15 protein-coding genes and 1 pseudogene are annotated in these 16,098 nt (G+C 53.2%); 15 read left to right on the top strand and 1 reads right to left on the bottom strand.

Annotation, left to right across the window (positions count from 1 at the left end):
• Positions 1-14: 14 nt before the first annotated feature.
• The 15 genes and pseudogenes from MEICH_RS0103555 to MEICH_RS0103530 all read left to right on the top strand — a co-directional run bounded on the left by MEICH_RS0103555 (position 15) and on the right by MEICH_RS0103530 (position 15,057).
• On the top strand, positions 15-749 hold the full coding sequence (locus MEICH_RS0103555; protein ID WP_036218263.1) for an SDR family oxidoreductase: 735 nt from the start codon (positions 15-17) through the stop codon (positions 747-749).
• A 109-nt stretch (positions 750-858) separates the two neighbouring features.
• Positions 859-2,295: a lipopolysaccharide biosynthesis protein gene (locus MEICH_RS23465; protein WP_036218260.1), complete on the top strand. Its 1,437-nt coding sequence runs from the start codon at positions 859-861 to the stop codon at positions 2,293-2,295.
• A complete protein-coding gene (locus tag MEICH_RS27755) occupies positions 2,288-3,217 on the top strand; it encodes a glycosyltransferase family 2 protein (RefSeq protein ID WP_169730631.1) in 930 nt (309 codons plus the stop codon). Before MEICH_RS23465 ends, MEICH_RS27755 begins: the two co-directional genes overlap by 8 nt.
• Positions 3,207-4,301: a glycosyltransferase gene (locus MEICH_RS23460; protein ID WP_036218257.1), complete on the top strand. Its 1,095-nt coding sequence runs from the start codon at positions 3,207-3,209 to the stop codon at positions 4,299-4,301. Before MEICH_RS27755 ends, MEICH_RS23460 begins: the two co-directional genes overlap by 11 nt.
• A gap of 9 nt (positions 4,302-4,310) precedes the next feature.
• Positions 4,311-5,723 (top strand): hypothetical protein, encoded by a 1,413-nt coding sequence (locus tag MEICH_RS28385; RefSeq protein WP_157202598.1) that lies wholly within the window; start codon positions 4,311-4,313, stop codon positions 5,721-5,723.
• The gene (locus tag MEICH_RS30410) at positions 5,690-6,850 is read left to right on the top strand and encodes a glycosyltransferase (protein WP_036218254.1); all 1,161 of its coding nucleotides are present in this window, start codon (positions 5,690-5,692) and stop codon (positions 6,848-6,850) included. Before MEICH_RS28385 ends, MEICH_RS30410 begins: the two co-directional genes overlap by 34 nt.
• Positions 6,837-8,006, top strand: a complete 1,170-nt coding sequence (locus MEICH_RS23450) for a glycosyltransferase family 4 protein (RefSeq protein ID WP_036218253.1) — start codon at positions 6,837-6,839, stop codon at positions 8,004-8,006. Before MEICH_RS30410 ends, MEICH_RS23450 begins: the two co-directional genes overlap by 14 nt.
• Positions 7,987-8,598, top strand: a complete 612-nt coding sequence (locus MEICH_RS26870; RefSeq protein WP_051303884.1) for a sugar transferase — start codon at positions 7,987-7,989, stop codon at positions 8,596-8,598. Before MEICH_RS23450 ends, MEICH_RS26870 begins: the two co-directional genes overlap by 20 nt.
• Positions 8,591-9,214 (top strand): acetyltransferase, encoded by a 624-nt coding sequence (locus MEICH_RS26865; protein WP_051303883.1) that lies wholly within the window; start codon positions 8,591-8,593, stop codon positions 9,212-9,214. Before MEICH_RS26870 ends, MEICH_RS26865 begins: the two co-directional genes overlap by 8 nt.
• A gap of 33 nt (positions 9,215-9,247) precedes the next feature.
• Positions 9,248-10,435: a DegT/DnrJ/EryC1/StrS family aminotransferase gene (locus tag MEICH_RS0103545; RefSeq protein ID WP_027891467.1), complete on the top strand. Its 1,188-nt coding sequence runs from the start codon at positions 9,248-9,250 to the stop codon at positions 10,433-10,435.
• Between the two features lie 4 nt (positions 10,436-10,439).
• The gene (locus MEICH_RS0103540) at positions 10,440-11,966 is read left to right on the top strand and encodes an NAD-dependent epimerase/dehydratase family protein (protein ID WP_027891466.1); all 1,527 of its coding nucleotides are present in this window, start codon (positions 10,440-10,442) and stop codon (positions 11,964-11,966) included.
• A gap of 3 nt (positions 11,967-11,969) precedes the next feature.
• Positions 11,970-13,577: an O-antigen ligase family protein gene (locus tag MEICH_RS27750; protein WP_157202597.1), complete on the top strand. Its 1,608-nt coding sequence runs from the start codon at positions 11,970-11,972 to the stop codon at positions 13,575-13,577.
• A 2-nt stretch (positions 13,578-13,579) separates the two neighbouring features.
• Positions 13,580-13,771: pseudogene (locus MEICH_RS29995) on the top strand (Wzz/FepE/Etk N-terminal domain-containing protein); the annotation flags it as partial.
• A gap of 135 nt (positions 13,772-13,906) precedes the next feature.
• Positions 13,907-14,527: a hypothetical protein gene (locus MEICH_RS0103535; RefSeq protein ID WP_245587681.1), complete on the top strand. Its 621-nt coding sequence runs from the start codon at positions 13,907-13,909 to the stop codon at positions 14,525-14,527.
• Positions 14,524-15,057, top strand: coding sequence for a hypothetical protein (locus MEICH_RS0103530; protein ID WP_027891464.1), 534 nt, complete (start codon positions 14,524-14,526; stop codon positions 15,055-15,057). The genes MEICH_RS0103535 and MEICH_RS0103530 overlap by 4 nt, the downstream gene beginning before the upstream one ends.
• Here the strand turns inward: MEICH_RS0103530 and MEICH_RS0103525 are convergent.
• Positions 15,054-15,995 (bottom strand): ribose-phosphate diphosphokinase, encoded by a 942-nt coding sequence (locus MEICH_RS0103525; protein WP_027891463.1) that lies wholly within the window; start codon positions 15,993-15,995, stop codon positions 15,054-15,056. The two genes, MEICH_RS0103530 and MEICH_RS0103525, sit on opposite strands and share 4 nt — an antisense overlap.
• Positions 15,996-16,098: the final 103 nt, after the last annotated feature.

Raw genomic sequence — 16,098 nt, 5'->3', positions numbered from 1 at the left:
CGGGCCCGATCCTCATGACCGGAGGCAGCGGCCGCCTGGGCACGGCCCTGCGCGCCCTGATGCCCGAGGTTGTAGCCCCGCCCCGCAGCGAGCTCGACGTCACCGACCCCGAGAGCGTGCGGCGCGTGCTCGAGCGCCACCAGCCCAAAGTCTTCCTCCACGCAGCCGCCTACACCGACGTCGCCAGGGCCGAGCAGGAGCGCGAGCAGTGCTGGGCCGTCAACGTCGGGGGAACCCGCAACGTCGTGCAGGCCCTCCAGGGCACCGGCGTCTTCCTGGTCCACATCTCCACCGACTACGTCTTCTGGGGCGACCGCGGCAACTACCGCGAGGACGACCCCGTAGGCCCGGTGCGCAACTACTACGCCCTCTCCAAGCTCGTCGCCGAGGAGGTCGTGCGCGTCCTGCCCCAGCACTTGGTGATCCGCACCTCCTTCCGCCCTTCGCCCTGGCCCTACCCCACCGCCTTCACCGACCTCTACACCAGCCAGGACTACGTGGAAGTGATCGCCCCGGAGATCGCCCTGGCGCTGAGGGGGCTCGAGCACATCCCTTACTCGACCCTCCACATCGCCACCGAGCGCAAGTCGGCCTACGAACTGGCGGTGCGTACCCGGCCGGACGTGAGGCCCTCGAGCCGGAAAGACGCGCCTGTCCCACTGCCGGAGGATGTATCGTTGAGCCTCGAGCGTTGGCAGCGCCAAAAGAAAACACTAACTAAGGCTATCAACTCGAGCCATCTAACCTAGTTGTGGACTTTTAGGGGACATCAGGTTTTAGTGCTCAGAAGACTTTGTTTTCATAGCTCTTCAGAGCAATAGCTATGGTCATGTTGATTGGCAATCAATAGGGTTAATAATGCTTCTCATCAAACACAGCTCCATATATATCCTAGCCCGTGGAATACCAGGCCTGATTAACTTCATGGCTATTGCTTTGTATACCCGGCTTCTTTCCCCCGAAGAATATGGACAATATGTTTTGATCCTAGGAGGAGTCGGGCTTTTCAACGTGGTTTTCTTCCATTGGTTGAGGCTCTCACTACTACGATTTTTCCCTGCGGCCCATGAAGACTCTAAACCCCTACTTTCTACTATATTTGCGAGCTTTTTAAGTATTGTTTGTTTAACTGGGGTTTTAGGCCTCCTAGTAGCTTTATTCTGGCCTAGCTCTGTTTGGCGTAGCCTAATTTTAGTCGCGGTACTACTTCTTTGGGCACAAGCTTGGTTTGACCTTAACCTAGAGTTTGCTCGTATCCGCTTTCAGTTAGTACGCTACGGCCTGATGACTGGGGGTAGTGCGATTAGCGCTTTGGCTTTTGGAACTGCAGCTGTTTTATGGGGACTGGGCGCTTATGGCCCCATACTTGGGCTATTAGTAGGCTTACTATCAGCAGGGCTCTGGCGGGCTGGGACAGACTGGAAAGAAGTACCTATAAGGATTTCTAAGCCACTAATGGGTGCGCTTTTACGTTATGGTTTTCCGCTTACTGCCACCTTCGCATTGACCTTTGTAGTTAGTGCTTCAGATCGGTTTATTATAGCAAGGTTCTTAGGTGAGGGGCCTGCAGGGATATATGCAGCAAGCTATGACTTAATTCAACAAAGCCTTGCTTACTTCATGATGGTAGTGAACCTGGCAGCTTACCCTTTGGCTGTACAAGCCCTTGAAAGACAAGGCTTTGAGGCTGCCCAGGAGCAACTTCGCCGGAATGGCATCCTGCTCATGGGAGTAAGTTTTCCTGCTGCAGTAGGGCTTATCATACTAGGGCCCAATATAATAAGTATCCTGCTAGGATCAGGTTTTCGTGATCAAGCCACCTTTCTCTTGCCATGGATTACTATAGCTATCCTACTTGCAGGGATACGAGCGTACTACTTTGACTTAGCCTTTCAGTTGTCGAGATATACTTCAGGACAGATTTGGGTGGTAGGGGCTGCTGCTCTCTTAAATCTCATCTTGAATTTATGGTGGATTCCTATCTTTGGTCTCTTGGGTGCAGCATATGCTACCCTTTTTGCCTACCTACTAGCGCTCTTACTAAGTAGTGCCCTGGGGCGGCGGGTTTTTGTACTTCCTATTCCGTACCAGGATATAGGTAAGATAATTCTAGCATCCTTAATTACAGGCTTAGTGCTGTTGCCAACCCTAAGGTATCGCGGTGTTGAAGGGCTGGTGATCCAGGTGCTTGTAGGAAGTGCAACGTATATTGTGCTGACCACCCTATTAAATGTTGGTGGCTATAGGAGTAGGCTTCTATGTATGTTCCGCTTTTGGAGGTCAAAAAATGACTGATCAGGTTGATGTGGTGCCGTTTTTTACGGTGTTCACAGCTACTTTTAATCGGGCTCACCTTCTCCCACGTGTTTATGAGAGCTTAAGGACGCAGGTAGATAGGGACTTTGAGTGGGTGATTGTGGATGATGGGTCAGCAGACAATACAAGGGATTTAGCCGAAGAGTGGATAAGAGAGTCGGATTTTACGATACGATATCATTACCAACCGAATTCAGGGAGGCATGTGGCGATAAATCGAGGTGTGTCTCTTGCTAAAGGATACCTCTTTGTATCAGTGGATTCCGATGATTGGCTAGCGCCGAATGCGTTGCATTCTATTAAGAAGGCCTGGCTCTCTATACCAGTAACTAGCCGCGAGTATTTCGCGGGTGTGGTCGGTTTATGTGCTAGTCCATCTGGGGCAATAGTCGGTACAAGATTTCCACAAAAAATACTTGATTCTAATGCTGTGGAGATCCGCACAAAATATTATGTTAAAGGAGATAAATTTGGTGCAAATCGAGTAGATGTGCTTAAACAATATCCATTCCCTGAAAATCTGGGCCGCTATGTGGCTGATGCCTTGGTTTGGAATCGGATAGCTCGCAGATATTCGTTGCGGTTTGTTGACGAGGTATGGGCTTATGTTGATTATCAACCCGGAGGAATGAGCGCAAAGGACGTTATCAATAGATCTACCTCACCTCATGCGGCACGACTTTACTATAAAGAGTATGTATCGTTGAGTCCCCAATTACATGTACCTGCGGTGGAGCGGCTCAAAGCATATGTAAATTTCGTTAGATTCTCTTTACACGCGAACATTCCGCTTAAGAGTCAGGCACTAGAATCCTCAGAAAAGACACTTTGGCTTTTAAGTTTACCTATAGGTTTAACGTTATGGGCTCGTGATAGGTGGAAGGTACTAAATGAAAAGTAGAGTTGCCTTGTTCATTCCTTCTCTTGAGGGCGGTGGGGCTGAACGGATAATGGTTAACCTTGCACAAGGGTTTTCTGAGTGGGGTTTTGACGTTGACCTTATATTGGCTAAAGCTGATGGGCCCTACCTTTCTTTAGTACCCAAAAGTGTACGAATCGTAGATCTCAAGGCTAGACGGGTACTTTATAGCCTACCAGGCTTGGTCCGCTATTTGAGAGAGTCAAAACCCGAAGCGCTAATTTCGGCACTAGATCATGCTAATGTAATAGCTCTTGGGGCAAAGCTACTTTCCAGATCACCCGTGCGCTTGGCAGTAAGTGTACATAGCACGCTAAGCCAATCAAGCGCGCGCGCGATGAGCCTCAGAGGGCGGCTTATACCATCCTGGACCCGCTTATTTTATCCATGGGCCGATGCCGTTATTGCCGTTTCTAAAGGAGTAGCAGATGACTTAATGCGAGTTTCTAAACTGCGGAAGGAGAAGGTCCACGTTATTTATAATCCAGTAGTAGCCCCGGAACTCTTTGTTCAGGCTGAGGAAGTCTTAGATCATCCCTGGTTCGCAGCTGATGAACTACCGGTGGTACTTGGTGTGGGCCGACTTACCGAGCCGAAAGATTTCACCACCCTTATTCGGGCATTTTCTATTGTAAAAGAGGTTTGTCCTGCTAGACTTATAATATTAGGTGAAGGAGAGGAGCGGACTCGTCTGGAAACCTTCGTACGTGATTTAGATCTAGAAGATAGCGTGGAACTACCAGGGTTTGTGAGTAACCCCTATAAGTATATAAAGCGGGCTGCGGTTTTTGTGCTTTCTTCTAAGTGGGAAGGTCTTCCTACAGTACTCATCGAAGCCTTGGCTTTAGGAACTCCAGTTATCTCGACCGACTGTCCGAGTGGCCCTTCAGAGATCTTAGAAGGTGGAAGGTGGGGACGGCTAGTGCCTGTAGGAGACGTAAATGCACTAGCCCAAGCCATCCTTTGTGCGTTGTCTGGGGAGGTGCCTTCTTCGCCAAGAGAGGCTTCTCATCCTTATGAGCTGCAAAGAGTTGTCTCAGCTTATGTAGACATTCTAGGCCTATAGGTGTGAGGGATGAAAGGCGTACTTCTTCTTCTAGCCACGAATGTTCTTGCTCTCCTGGGTCTAGGGATAAGCTCGAGCGCGCCTGAAACCCTATTAGGGTTATCCTTAGTGTTTACTCTGACCAGTCTGCTTTGCCTACTTGCTACGCTGCGTGTCCTTTGGGGCTCTTGGCTCACACTTTCTCACATCTTTGTGCTTTTTTTTGCACTATATACGCTTTCTGGCCCATATGAAATTCTCTTTGGCTCCGGCCAAATTGCACCATTTTCGCCACCCTTCCCATTAATAGATTGGTTAGTAGACGCCTCAGTAGGAATAATAGCCTTTTCTTTGGGGATATTTCTGGTTCGCCTTTTAGTTCCTTTAGGAGGATCTAATCGCATAACCTTGTCAACTAAGCCTGATCCTTATCGCTTTGCTATTGCACTTATACTTATAGCCGCTTCTAGTGAGTTAGTTAATCTCGTAAGGGTAGGACCTTCCGCTCTCCTTGCAGGAAAAGCAATCTATCAAAGTGAAGTTTCTGAACTTACATTAACCCTGCCGTCCTCTACTTTCGCTCTGCTCGCGTTCGGACTTTTGGGTCTAGGTCTTGCTAACTCCCCTACCAGAAAAACCCTGGTACTGCTTTCTTACTTTCTTATCATTGCGTTACCACTATTGATCGTTCATTTAATACTGGGTCAAAGGCTCGAGTTAGCTATGTACTTGATTGCTCTAACATTAGGTAGGTACTATTACTACCCCCTTACCAGATTCCCAACCCGTGCACTCTTCATTGGGCTACTGATATACTTGATTTTTGCCCCCCTCTATGCCTTTAGGTGGGCCTTCCCCTTACTTATTTCTGGAGAGGAAATAAGCCTAGCTCAAGATAGCCAAAGGCTTGTCTTATCCTCTTTAAACCCAGCCCTTAATGAATTTGGAGCTTCATTTGGCAATTACTCTACTTTTATGCAAAGAGATGACTTCGAACTCTTATGGGGAAAGAGCTACCTCATGGATTTGACCGTGGCGATACCGAGTTTCTTATATCCTGGAGAAAAGCCCCAAAGCATTCTTTATGAGTTTAGAGATACTTTTTTCAGTGATTGGGCTAAGAACTCTACAATAGCCGGTACGGCATTCTCTAGTCTTTTAGAAGCCCGATGGAACTTCGGTAACCTAGGTCCTTTACTAGTATTCTTCTCCTATGGCCTATTGCTGGGAATGCTTGAGAGGCTGCGTCTGCAAACGCACTCGCTGTGGTTTGCTTCTTTCTATACGTCTTTTTCTATGTTCGTGCTTATAGTACACAGAAGCAGTACTGGGGGAACGTTAAGTGCTTATTTTTGGGTAATTCTCTTGATAGCTGGAATGTATATTCTTTCGGAGCTGCTCAAGCCGCTATGGAAGAGAAAGATAAAGCCAATCGCAAGCTAATTTTCCTGATTACTGGCCTCGCCTATGGTGGGGCGGAAACTCAACTGGTACAACTGGCCAGAGAAATCAAAACTCGAGGCTGGGAAGTCAGGGTGGTTTCTATGCTTCCACCTCGAGCCTATGTGGCTGATTTGGAGGACTTGGGGATCCCAGTAGAGTCTTTAGGAATGAGGCGGGGAGTACCTGACCCCCGAGCACTATTGCGGCTAGCACGAATTCTGAGAAGGGAGCGTCCACAGGTGCTCCATAGTCACATGGTTCATGCCAACCTTCTAGCCCGGCTAGTCCGACCTCTGGCCTGGGTGCCGGTGTTGGTTTGTACCGCTCATAGTATTGATGAAGGAGGGCGTCACAGAGAATGGGCTTACCGGTTCACTGATTTTCTGTGCGACCTAACTACCCAGGTAAGTCAAATTGGTGCAGAACGGTACATCCAAGTCGGGGCTGTCCCTAGGACAAAGCTTCAGGTTGTACCTAATGGAGTAGATACTAACCGCTTCAGCCCCAGACCTACGGTGCGCAGACGGCTTAGGGAAGAATTAGACCTCAAGAATTCCTTTGTGTGGTTGGCAGTAGGACGATTTGAGGAGCCGAAGGATTATCCAACCATGATTCATGCCTTCGCTAAAGTCCATCAATATAACGATGGCGTCCCTACTCAACTCCTCATTGCTGGTCAAGGTCCAATGCGGGAAGCTATTGAAAACTTGGTATCAGGGTTGGGAATTGCTAATGCTGTGCGATTTCTGGGACTTCGGAGGGACATACCTGATCTGATGAACGCAGCGGATGCCTACGTATTATCTTCTGCTTGGGAAGGAATGCCGTTGGTGCTGCTGGAAGCTTCAGCCACGGGCCTTCCTGTTGTGGCTACTGACGTGGGTGGGAATAGCGAGGTAGTACTTCACGAGAAGACGGGTCTGTTGGTGCCTCACAAAAATCCCGAGGCTTTGGCTGACGCCATGCTCCGCCTAATGACTTTCACTAACGAACGGCAAAAGGTTATAGGGGCGGCTGGGCGAGCACACATAGAGGCACGTTATAAGTTAGAGGCAGTAATAGAGCAATGGGAAACCTTGTATGAGAAACTTCTAGCGCAAAGGAAACTAAGCGGTGAACACACCTAGAATTCTCTTTATCACTACCGTCCATGCTACCCACCGGGCTTTCCTGTTGCCGTTCGCTCGGTATTTTCGGATGAAGAATTGGCGGGTAGACGCCATGGCGGCTGGAATTACATCGTGCTCAGAGTGTAAAACCGATTATGATCGAGTTTACGAGATTGAATGGTCTCGCAATCCCCTAGATTCGGACAACTTTACTCGAGCCGTGTCTCGAGTGCGTAAAGCGGTTGAAGAAGGAGCATATAACCTGGTTCATGTACATACCCCGGTAGCGGCCTTCGTTACCCGCTATGCACTGAGGAACTTACGGCGAATTAAAAAACCAAAGGTAATTTATACAGCTCACGGCTTCCACTTCCACCGGAACGGTCGCCCGTTGAGCAATGCAATATTCCTGGGGCTCGAGAAGCTGGCCGGGCGCTGGACCGATTATCTGGTGGTCATCAACCGGGAGGACGAGGCCGCAGCCAGACGTTACCGTATTGTTCCCCCAGAGCGGCTTCGCTACATGCCCGGTATCGGCATTGACCTTAACCAGTACACAGCAGAGCGGGTTTCTCAGGAGGATATTAAGCGGGTACGTGAAGAGCTAAAGCTCGAGGAAAGACAAAAACTCTTATTAATGGTGGCGGCTTTTGACCCGGGTAAGCGCCATAAAGATGCTATTGAGGCGCTGGCGTTGCTCCGTAGGAAAGAGGTGGTGCTGGCTTTCGCCGGGGAAGGACCGCTACGCCCCAGGATCGAGGAGCTGGCTCAAAGTGTTGGGGTAGCTGAGCAAGTGCGCTTCCTGGGGTTTCGGAAAGACATACCTGCCTTGATGCGGGCATCGGTTGCCACCGTGCTCACGTCAGAGCGGGAGGGACTGCCTAGAGCAGTAATGGAGTCGATGGCCCTTGGCGTTCCAGTGATTGGTGCAGATGCTCGGGGAACACGCGACCTTCTAGAAAGTGGAGCTGGAATTGTTGTACCTGTGGGTAATGTTGTAGCCTTGGCGGAAGCGATGCAGTACCTGATCAACCAGCCTGAGGAGGCAGATAGAATGGGGAAGCATGGACTCGAGGCCATACGTGCTTATGACCTCGCAAACATCCTGCGCCTCCACATGGAGTTGTATGACGAAGTACTGAGGGAGAAAAGAAGTGCGTTCTTTGGTGCTTAAAAGGGTATTTGATCTTATAGGTGCGGGACTGGCCATCGTGCTTCTCTCGCCCCTAATAGCCATCGTGGCTTACCTTGTGCGCAGAAATTTAGGGTCGCCCATTTTCTTTACCCAGATGCGTCCTGGCCTAGGCGGCAAGCCCTTTGTAATGTACAAGTTTCGCACCATGTCTGACGCTCGAGACTCTGAGGGGCAATTACTGCCTGATGACCGGCGACTAACCCAGTTTGGCCAATTTCTGCGGAGTACAAGCCTGGACGAACTGCCGGAGCTGTGGAACGTAATCAAGGGAGAGATGAGCCTGGTCGGCCCTCGTCCCTTACTGATGAAATACCTCGAGCTCTACACACCGGAACAAGCCCGACGGCATGAGGTTAAACCGGGCATAACCGGATGGGCACAGGTTAATGGGCGTAACGCCTTGACTTGGGAAGAGAAGTTTAAGCTCGATGTATGGTATGTAGACAACTGGACCCTAACGTTGGATCTAAGAATCCTCTGGTTGACACTCCTTAAAGTTGTTCGGCGGGATGGGATCAGTGCAGCTGGCCATGCCACAATGCCAGAATTTAGGGGTTCCCGAAATGGCTGAGGGTATATTTGTCATCGGCGCCGGCGGGCACGCCAAGGTGATTATTGGCTTGCTAAAAGCCCTAGGAAAGCCAATAGCCGGTGTTTTTGATGATGACCCCACCAAAAAAGGCCAGAGCTTATTGGGAGTCCCCGTCTTAGGGCCCGTGGAGTCAGCCAGAGAGTACCCTGGGCTTAAGGCAGTTATCGGGATCGGTAATAACCGTATAAGAAAGCGTATTGCCGAGTGCTTCAGAGATGTGAATTGGGTTCGCCTCATCCATCCTTCTGCTTGGGTAGATCCCTCGGCTCAGGTTGGTGAGGGGTCGGTGGTCTTCGCGGGAACGGTCGTCCAGCCTCATGCCAAACTCGGCAGGCACGTGGTAGTAAACACAGGAGCTACCGTAGACCACGACTGCTTTTTAGATGATTATGCCCAGGTCACGCCCGGGGTTCACCTTGCTGGTGGGGTTGTCCTGGAGGAGGGTGTAATGATGGGGACCGGTAGTGTTGCTATTCCGCTAGTCCGTGTTGGAGCCTGGACCACAGTGGGAGCCGGAGCGGTGGTAACCCGAGATTTGCCTTCGCATGTCACCGCGGTGGGGATACCCGCAAAAGTCATTAAGCACCACTGCTAAAGCTTGTATGGTGGTTTGACAGGAGACTAGACAATGGTGAAAAGCTCGCTAAGCAAGCCCTTCGCACCTTGGCCCCACTTCGAAGCCGATGAAATTGAGGCGGCCACGAGGGTTCTGCAATCTGGAAAGGTTAATTACTGGACTGGGCAGGAAGGGCGGTTATTTGAACAAGAGTTTGCAGAATATGTAGGCACTCGCTATGCGGTGGCCCTACACAACGGTACGGTAGCCCTCGAGCTCGCCCTTTATGCCTTGGGCGTTGGCAGCGGGGATGAGGTCGTCACGACTCCCCGTACTTTTGTCGCCTCGGCTAGCGCGGCAGTAATGCGTGGGGCTAAGCCGGTTTTCGCAGACGTTGATCCCGACAGCGGTAATATTACCGCTGAGACCATCGAAAAAGTGATTACTCCGCGAACCAAGGCCATTATCGTGGTCCACCTGGCGGGGTGGTCGGCCGACATGGACCCTATCATGGACCTAGCCGGTAAGTATGGTCTTAAGGTGATCGAAGACTGTGCTCAAGCCCACGGGGCCAAGTATAAAGGGCGCTCAGTGGGCTCCATCGGGCATGTCGGCGCGTGGTCCTTCTGTCAGGATAAGATCCTTACCACGGGTGGTGAGGGCGGAATGCTCACGACCGATGATCCTGAGGTTTGGTCTAAAGCTTGGTCGTTCAAGGACCATGGCAAGAGCTACGACGCGGTATACAACCGCCAACACCCTCCCGGATTCCGCTGGCTCCATGAGGACTTCGGCACCAATTGGCGTATGCTCGAGTTACAAGCCTCTATTGGCCGTGTGATCTTGAAGAAGCTAGACCGTTGGGTCGATAAGCGAAGGGAGTATGCTAATTACCTTAATAAGCGATTCGGGCAAATTCCCGCCCTGCGGATTACACCCGTCCCCAGAGATATTCATCATGCTTACTACAAGTACTACGTCTACGTGCGTCCTGAAAAACTCAAACCCGGCTGGGACCGCGACCGTATTATGATGGCGGTTGGTGAGATGGGGATCCCGTGCTTTAGCGGCAGCTGCAGTGAGATCTACCTGGAGAAGGCTTTCGAAAAAGCAGGGCTACGGCCTGCTGAGCGCTTGCCGATCGCACGGCAACTTGGCGAGACCTCACTGATGTTCCTGGTGCACCCCACTCTCCAGCCGGAGCATATCGAAGCAACAGCAGCCGCTGTTGAACAGGTGATGGAGCAGGCCTCGAGGTAAAAGCATGAAAGTTCTCAACCGCGAAATACTTGTGCGTGTGCTGGCAGACGCTGCCCTATTATCGGCTAGCTACGCCTTGGCCTTGCTTACCCGGCTGTTTGTTGTCTTCTACGTGGAGAAGAGCCAGGATATCAGCCTGGTTCAGGGCTACGTAGACATTTATCTACGCTCCTTGCCGATCTTGTTGCCGTTGGGGATAGCTGTGTTTGCACTCTTCGGTTTCTACACCAAGGGGCGGGCTTATGCCAGCCGCTATAAGGTGCTTGTGGTCGTGCAGGCGGTAACCCTGAGCTTTTTGCTCTTCGGCTTCCTGGGATTCCTGTTGCCCCAACATGTGAACCCCCCCCGGTCAGTTATTCTCATCGCCTGGGCTTTTGCCCTGCCGCTGATCATCTCGGCACGGTTGTGGTCGGACTTTTGGAAACGACTGGCGATCGCGGAAGTCACCACTTATGAGCGGCCTAAAGCTACCTCAGGCAAGAATGTGCTGGTGATCGGCGGGGCCGGGTACATCGGTTCGGCGTTGCTACCTAAGCTGTTAGAGCGCGGGTACAAAGTGCGCCTGCTGGATCTACTTCTCTATGGTAAGGAGCCCATCCAGAGCGTAATTAATCACCCCCACCTCGAAATCATCCAGGCGGATTTCCGTCAGGTCGATAAGGTGGTCGAGGCTATGCAGGGGATGGATACGGTCGTGCACCTCGGAGGGTTGGTAGGCGATCCTGCTTGCGCGGTAGATGAGAACCTAACCATCGAAATTAACCTGATGGCGACTCGGATGATCGCTGAGGTGGCCAAGGGATTCGGGATATCAAAGTTTATTTTTGCGAGCACCTGCTCAGTCTATGGGGCTAGCGATCAGATTCTTGACGAGCGCTCGAGTCTCAACCCCGTGTCCCTTTATGCTCGGAGCAAGATCGCCTCGGAACGCGTTCTGGCCATGCTGGCTGATGAACAGTTTGCAGTAGTTAACCTCCGCTTCGGCACCATATACGGCCTTTCAGGACGTACACGGTTTGACCTAGTAGTCAACCTCTTGGCAGCCAAAGCTGTGGTGGACGGTAAGATCACCGTGTTCGGGGGGGATCAGTGGCGGCCGTTCGTCCACGTGGATGATGCTGCCTTAGCGGTCCTTAAGGCTATAGAGGCGCCGGTCGAGCTAGTACGCAACCAGATTTTCAACGTGGGCTCGAACGAGCAGAATATGACTCTAGGGCAGGTTGGTGAACTTATTCAACGAATTATCCCTAGTGCAGAACTAATCGATTCCGGTCAAGATGGAGATCGACGTAACTACCGGGTAGACTTTAGTAAAATTCGCAGAATGCTCAATTTTGAGCCACAGTGGACTTTAGAGCAAGGTGTTCAGCAGGTTGTCGAGGCTATCCGAAGGGGTGATGTTGTAGATTATCGTAATCCTATATATAGCAACGTGAAGTATCTAACGGAAGAAACATCTTCAGAGGTTGTTAAGCAGTATTACACTGGCTGGGAGCGTGCCTTTATTAATATCTTGCATGAGAAAAACTAGCCCTTGACTACTTGGCTTGTTACACTATCTTTCCTTTTACTGCCTGTACAGCCAGTTTGGTTTATCAGCTTGGCTGTTGCTGTAGTACTATTTCTTTCTTTTAAGAACAAGGTAAAAGTGGTGCTTGACAGGCATATTCAGATTATATTCTTTCTTTACGTCCTTTTGGGCGGTCTACCACAGCTAAAGCAAGTGCAGTTAAACCCTAGTTTTCCATACTCTTATCCGCAAGATACTCGAGGTATGGCGAATTTATTTAGGTATAATGCCGCTGCAGAACTGTATGTATACGGTTCCCGTTATCTTGGTGAGCTTAAGCCGGATGGTTTATTTCGGTTTTACAGAAAATATTCGGATGACAGTGCTTTTACTACAGTCATTACTTCAGACTACGCTGTACCTATCGATAATGGTAAGGTATATACACAAAGCATATACTTCCGCAGTGATAATCCGAACTTGGTGTTTGACCTCACTTTTTGGACCCGGCGAGGTAGACAAGCAGTTTCCACAGTGATTGAAGATGTGGGTGGAGGGCTTAAGCGCGCATATGCCACGTATCAAGCTAGACCAGGTGACGATCTGATCCAGGGCCCAGATTTGATCAATTTTAGAGGTGTGTGGAGATACATTGATATTGGTTATGCTCAACTCGAAGTAGGTTCTGCCCCATCCCATATTTTAGGTGGTTGGCCTAATTCAGCTGGTTGGGAACGTTTTTTGTGGTGGATAGGAACAGCCCTCTTGGGATGGATGGTACTTTATATGAGCAAACATTTGTTTCCTCATATAGACGGATTTAAAGCTTCGCTGATGATAGTTATAGGGTTTATTGTTCACGTAGGTATAGGGGTGGAGCAGTACCTTTCAGATAATCTACGAGCTACCGGGTTAACAGTTAACCCAAACGCCTTTGGTGCTTCTAGCGTAGTAGTTGCTGGCCTCACTTGGCTGATAGGAGATTGCAGGTTAGCGATACCCGCCTTAGGGGTGATGATCAGTGCGGTGTGGATATCAGGTAGTCGAGCCGCTTTTCTAGGCGCATTATTCTTGGGGATGATCTGGATTAAGGGGTTACCCCTACGGTGGAAGTGGGTAACGCTAACGCTTTTATTCTTGAGCGCTGCCCTTGCCGTTGGGCTCGGTTGGGGGGACCACCTAGGACGATTTTCTAGCATTGTTGACATAAGTTCCCCCTCGAGCCAATCCCGCTTGGAGATTTGGCGAGTGGCTTGGCAGGCCTTTATGGAACACCCCCTTACGGGAGTTGGCGCGAACCGCTTCGAGATTTACTACCTCGAGCATCGCCCTATAGATGCTCTGGAGCCTGTGGCAAGTCATGCCCATAATCTGTTCTTACACCTTCTGGCTGAGATGGGGCTACTCGGCTTGTCCGGGTTCCTGATGCTCTGGGGTTATATAATATGGAAATTATGGCAACTGCGTGAGTTGAGAGTGCTTACTGTTATTAGCGGGGCTCTAATAGTGAACCTGTTCGACTACACTTGGTTTTATGCTGGGGTTTACTACCCGCTCTGGGTTGCTGTGGCTTGGGCGTTAAGAACACCTTCTAAGCCAGAATTACCGTCCCCTGATACAATGCGCGGGTGAATATGGAGTCTCACACTCAGAGCGATGAGCTATCGCTACGTGACCTGTACCTGGTGCTGAAGCGCCGCCGGAATCTAGTCATCGGACTTCCGATCGGCTTGGCAATTCTCATCTTTGCCGTGGGCCAGGTCCTGCCGAAAACCTATAGCAGTAAGGTGGTCGTGAGCCTATCGCTTACGAATCAATCAGGGGTACTGAGCAATCTCCCATCATTACCTGGGCTTGCCCAGGGTTTCGTGGACCTCCAGAACACTACGCTGCTGGCTAGAGACCTCGGTGTTGCTCAACCCCCTACGACTTACGGTGCTCGCTTCGATGAAAAGAAGGGGTTGCTCAACCTCAGCGCGAAAGGGGGAACCCCCGGCGAGGCTCGTCAGCGGGCAGAGCGCATCGTGCAGGTGGCGACGGATTACCTCCGGGCGCGCATGGCCGAGGGAGCGGCCTCCAACATCCGGGCTCTGCTGGCGCAGACGCAGCTCGACCTCGAGTCCGCCCGGGAGAGCCTCAAGCGCATCCAGGCCGAGCTGAAGAACCTCTCGGCCGAGGGGCGCTCGGACGCGGCCATCGCGGCCGCCCTGGAGGCCCGGCAGGTAGGCCCGGAGACGGCGCGCAGCTCGAGCCCCGCCTTCACCAGCCTGAGCCTCGACGAGTCGCGCCTGCGCTCGACCGTAGCGCAGCTTCAGGCCCGGATCGATACCCTGACCCCCTTGCTCGACAAGCCGGAGCAGCTCAGCCAGTTGGTGGGGCAGGCGCTGCAGGTGCAGGTGCTGGTGCCTCCGGCCGAGCCCTTGCGCCCGATCTCGCCGCGCCCGTTGCTCTACACGGCCATCGCCGGCGTGTTGGGCTTGCTCGTGGGCGTGTTCTGGGCTTTCCTGGCGGAGGCGCTGGCTCCGCCCCAGGCCGGGGTAGTGAGGCAGCGGGACACCCAGGTGGTGGCGGGGTCTAAATGAGGCGGTGGGTTCTGACGGCCCTGCTGGGCCTGTTCGCTCTGGGGCTGGCCCAGGTGGTGCAGACGGCGAATTTCTTCGGGATCACCGCTTCGCAGTCTCGGGCGGCCGCCACCCCCGGGGCTTGGCGGTATACGGTCGGGCCGCGCACGGCCGAGGCCCGGGCCTTCTGGGCCGGGGCGGTGGCGCAGTGGCAGGCCATCCTCCAGCGGGGCGGGAGGGTCGAGCTGGGGGCGTATGTGCTGCGCCTCGAGGGCGGGCAGCTCCGCCTCGAGCCCCACTGCGCCAGTCCTAACCCCTCGTGCTTCACCCGGGTGGCGGCCTCGAGCACCCTGCCCGCCTGGCAGCAAGACGCCCTGCTGCTGGACTTCTCCAACGCCCTGGTGCAGGCTCTGGCCGAGGCCGGCAAGCGGGCCAAGCCCTACCCGGCGACGGTGACGGTCTCCAAGCTGGTGCGGGTGCAGGTCAACTCGGACGGGACCCGCTCGGCAGAGCCCAGCGGGTGGAAGCTGCCGAAGCTCGAGGCCCGCTAGGTGAACAGCGAGGAGACCGATTCGCCCCGGTGGGTGCGCCAGATGGCTTCGGCGAAGAGCGGGCCCACCGAGAGGGTCTGCAGTTTGGGGCTGGGCTGGCCCTTGTAGAGGCAGGTGTTGGTGGCGGCGACCTCGAGGATGGGGCTCTTCTCGATGCGCTCGATGGCGGGCCCCACGTAGACGCCGTGGGTGAAGGCCGCGTAGACGGCTTCGGCCCCGTTCTGCTTGAGCACGTCGACGGCCTGAACCAGCGTGCCGGCGGTCGAGACCTCGTCGTCGATGATGAGGGCAGTCTTGCCCTTGACGTTGCCGACGAGGCCCCTCGAGGTCACCTCGGTGTCGGAGAGGCGCTGTTTGTCGATGAAGGCCAGGGGCAGGGCCAGGCGGCGGGCCAGGGCGCTGGCGCGCTTGAGGTCGCCGGCGTCGGGGGCGACGATGACGGCGTTCTCGAGCTGGTCCACGCGGGTGGCGAAGTAGTTGGCGATGACCAGCTCGGCCGAAAGGTGGTCGACGGGGATCTTGAAGAAGCCGTGGACCTGGGCGGAGTGCAGGGTCATGGTGAGCACCCGGTCGGCGCCCGCGGTTTGGATCAGGTCGGCGACCAGGCGCGCGGTGATGGAGATGCGGGGGGCGTCTTTCTTGTCCGAGCGGGCGTAGGCGTAGTAGGGGATGACGGCGGTGACGCGGGCCGCGCTGCTGCTCTTGGCCGCGTCGATCATCATCAGTAGCTCGACCAGGTGGTCCTGCACCGGAGGCGTGAGGGACTGGATGATGAACACGTCGCCCTCGCGCAGGCTCTGCTCGTAGCGCACGAAGAGGCAGTCGTTGGCGAAGCGCTCGGTGCTGCTCTTGCCCAAAGGAACGCCCAGGTTGTCGGCGATTTCCTGGGCCAGCGGGACGTTGGACTGTCCGCTAAAGATCATCAGGGGGCGATCCATAACCGCCCAAAAGCATAACCCGCCGAAAGCCTAACGTCGAACGCCGATGGCCGAAGGCCTCGAGCCAGCCCCGCCAACGTCGAGGGTCCAGGGCCGAGGGCGT

It is taken from the genome of Calidithermus chliarophilus DSM 9957 (assembly GCF_000430045.1).
GTDB classification, from domain to species: domain Bacteria; phylum Deinococcota; class Deinococci; order Deinococcales; family Thermaceae; genus Calidithermus; species Calidithermus chliarophilus.
Note: the sequence above shows the minus strand (reverse complement) of the source record. Positions and strands in the feature narration are given on the sequence as shown.

Bases quoted from the DNA above. Each gene is read 5' to 3' on its own strand.
- MEICH_RS23465 (WP_036218260.1), top strand. From the start codon at position 859: ATGCTTCTCATCAAACACAGCTCCATATATATCCTAGCCCGTGGAATA.
- MEICH_RS26865 (WP_051303883.1), top strand. From the start codon at position 8,591: ATGGCTGAGGGTATATTTGTCATCGGCGCCGGCGGGCACGCCAAGGTG.
- MEICH_RS0103540 (WP_027891466.1), top strand. From the start codon at position 10,440: ATGAAAGTTCTCAACCGCGAAATACTTGTGCGTGTGCTGGCAGACGCT.
- MEICH_RS23460 (WP_036218257.1), top strand. From the start codon at position 3,207: ATGAAAAGTAGAGTTGCCTTGTTCATTCCTTCTCTTGAGGGCGGTGGG.
- MEICH_RS28385 (WP_157202598.1), top strand. From the start codon at position 4,311: ATGAAAGGCGTACTTCTTCTTCTAGCCACGAATGTTCTTGCTCTCCTG.
- MEICH_RS27755 (WP_169730631.1), top strand. From the start codon at position 2,288: ATGACTGATCAGGTTGATGTGGTGCCGTTTTTTACGGTGTTCACAGCT.
- MEICH_RS0103555 (WP_036218263.1), top strand. From the start codon at position 15: ATGACCGGAGGCAGCGGCCGCCTGGGCACGGCCCTGCGCGCCCTGATG.
- MEICH_RS0103525 (WP_027891463.1), bottom strand. From the start codon at position 15,995: ATGGATCGCCCCCTGATGATCTTTAGCGGACAGTCCAACGTCCCGCTG.
- MEICH_RS30410 (WP_036218254.1), top strand. From the start codon at position 5,690: ATGGAAGAGAAAGATAAAGCCAATCGCAAGCTAATTTTCCTGATTACT.
- MEICH_RS0103545 (WP_027891467.1), top strand. From the start codon at position 9,248: ATGGTGAAAAGCTCGCTAAGCAAGCCCTTCGCACCTTGGCCCCACTTC.
- MEICH_RS0103530 (WP_027891464.1), top strand. From the start codon at position 14,524: ATGAGGCGGTGGGTTCTGACGGCCCTGCTGGGCCTGTTCGCTCTGGGG.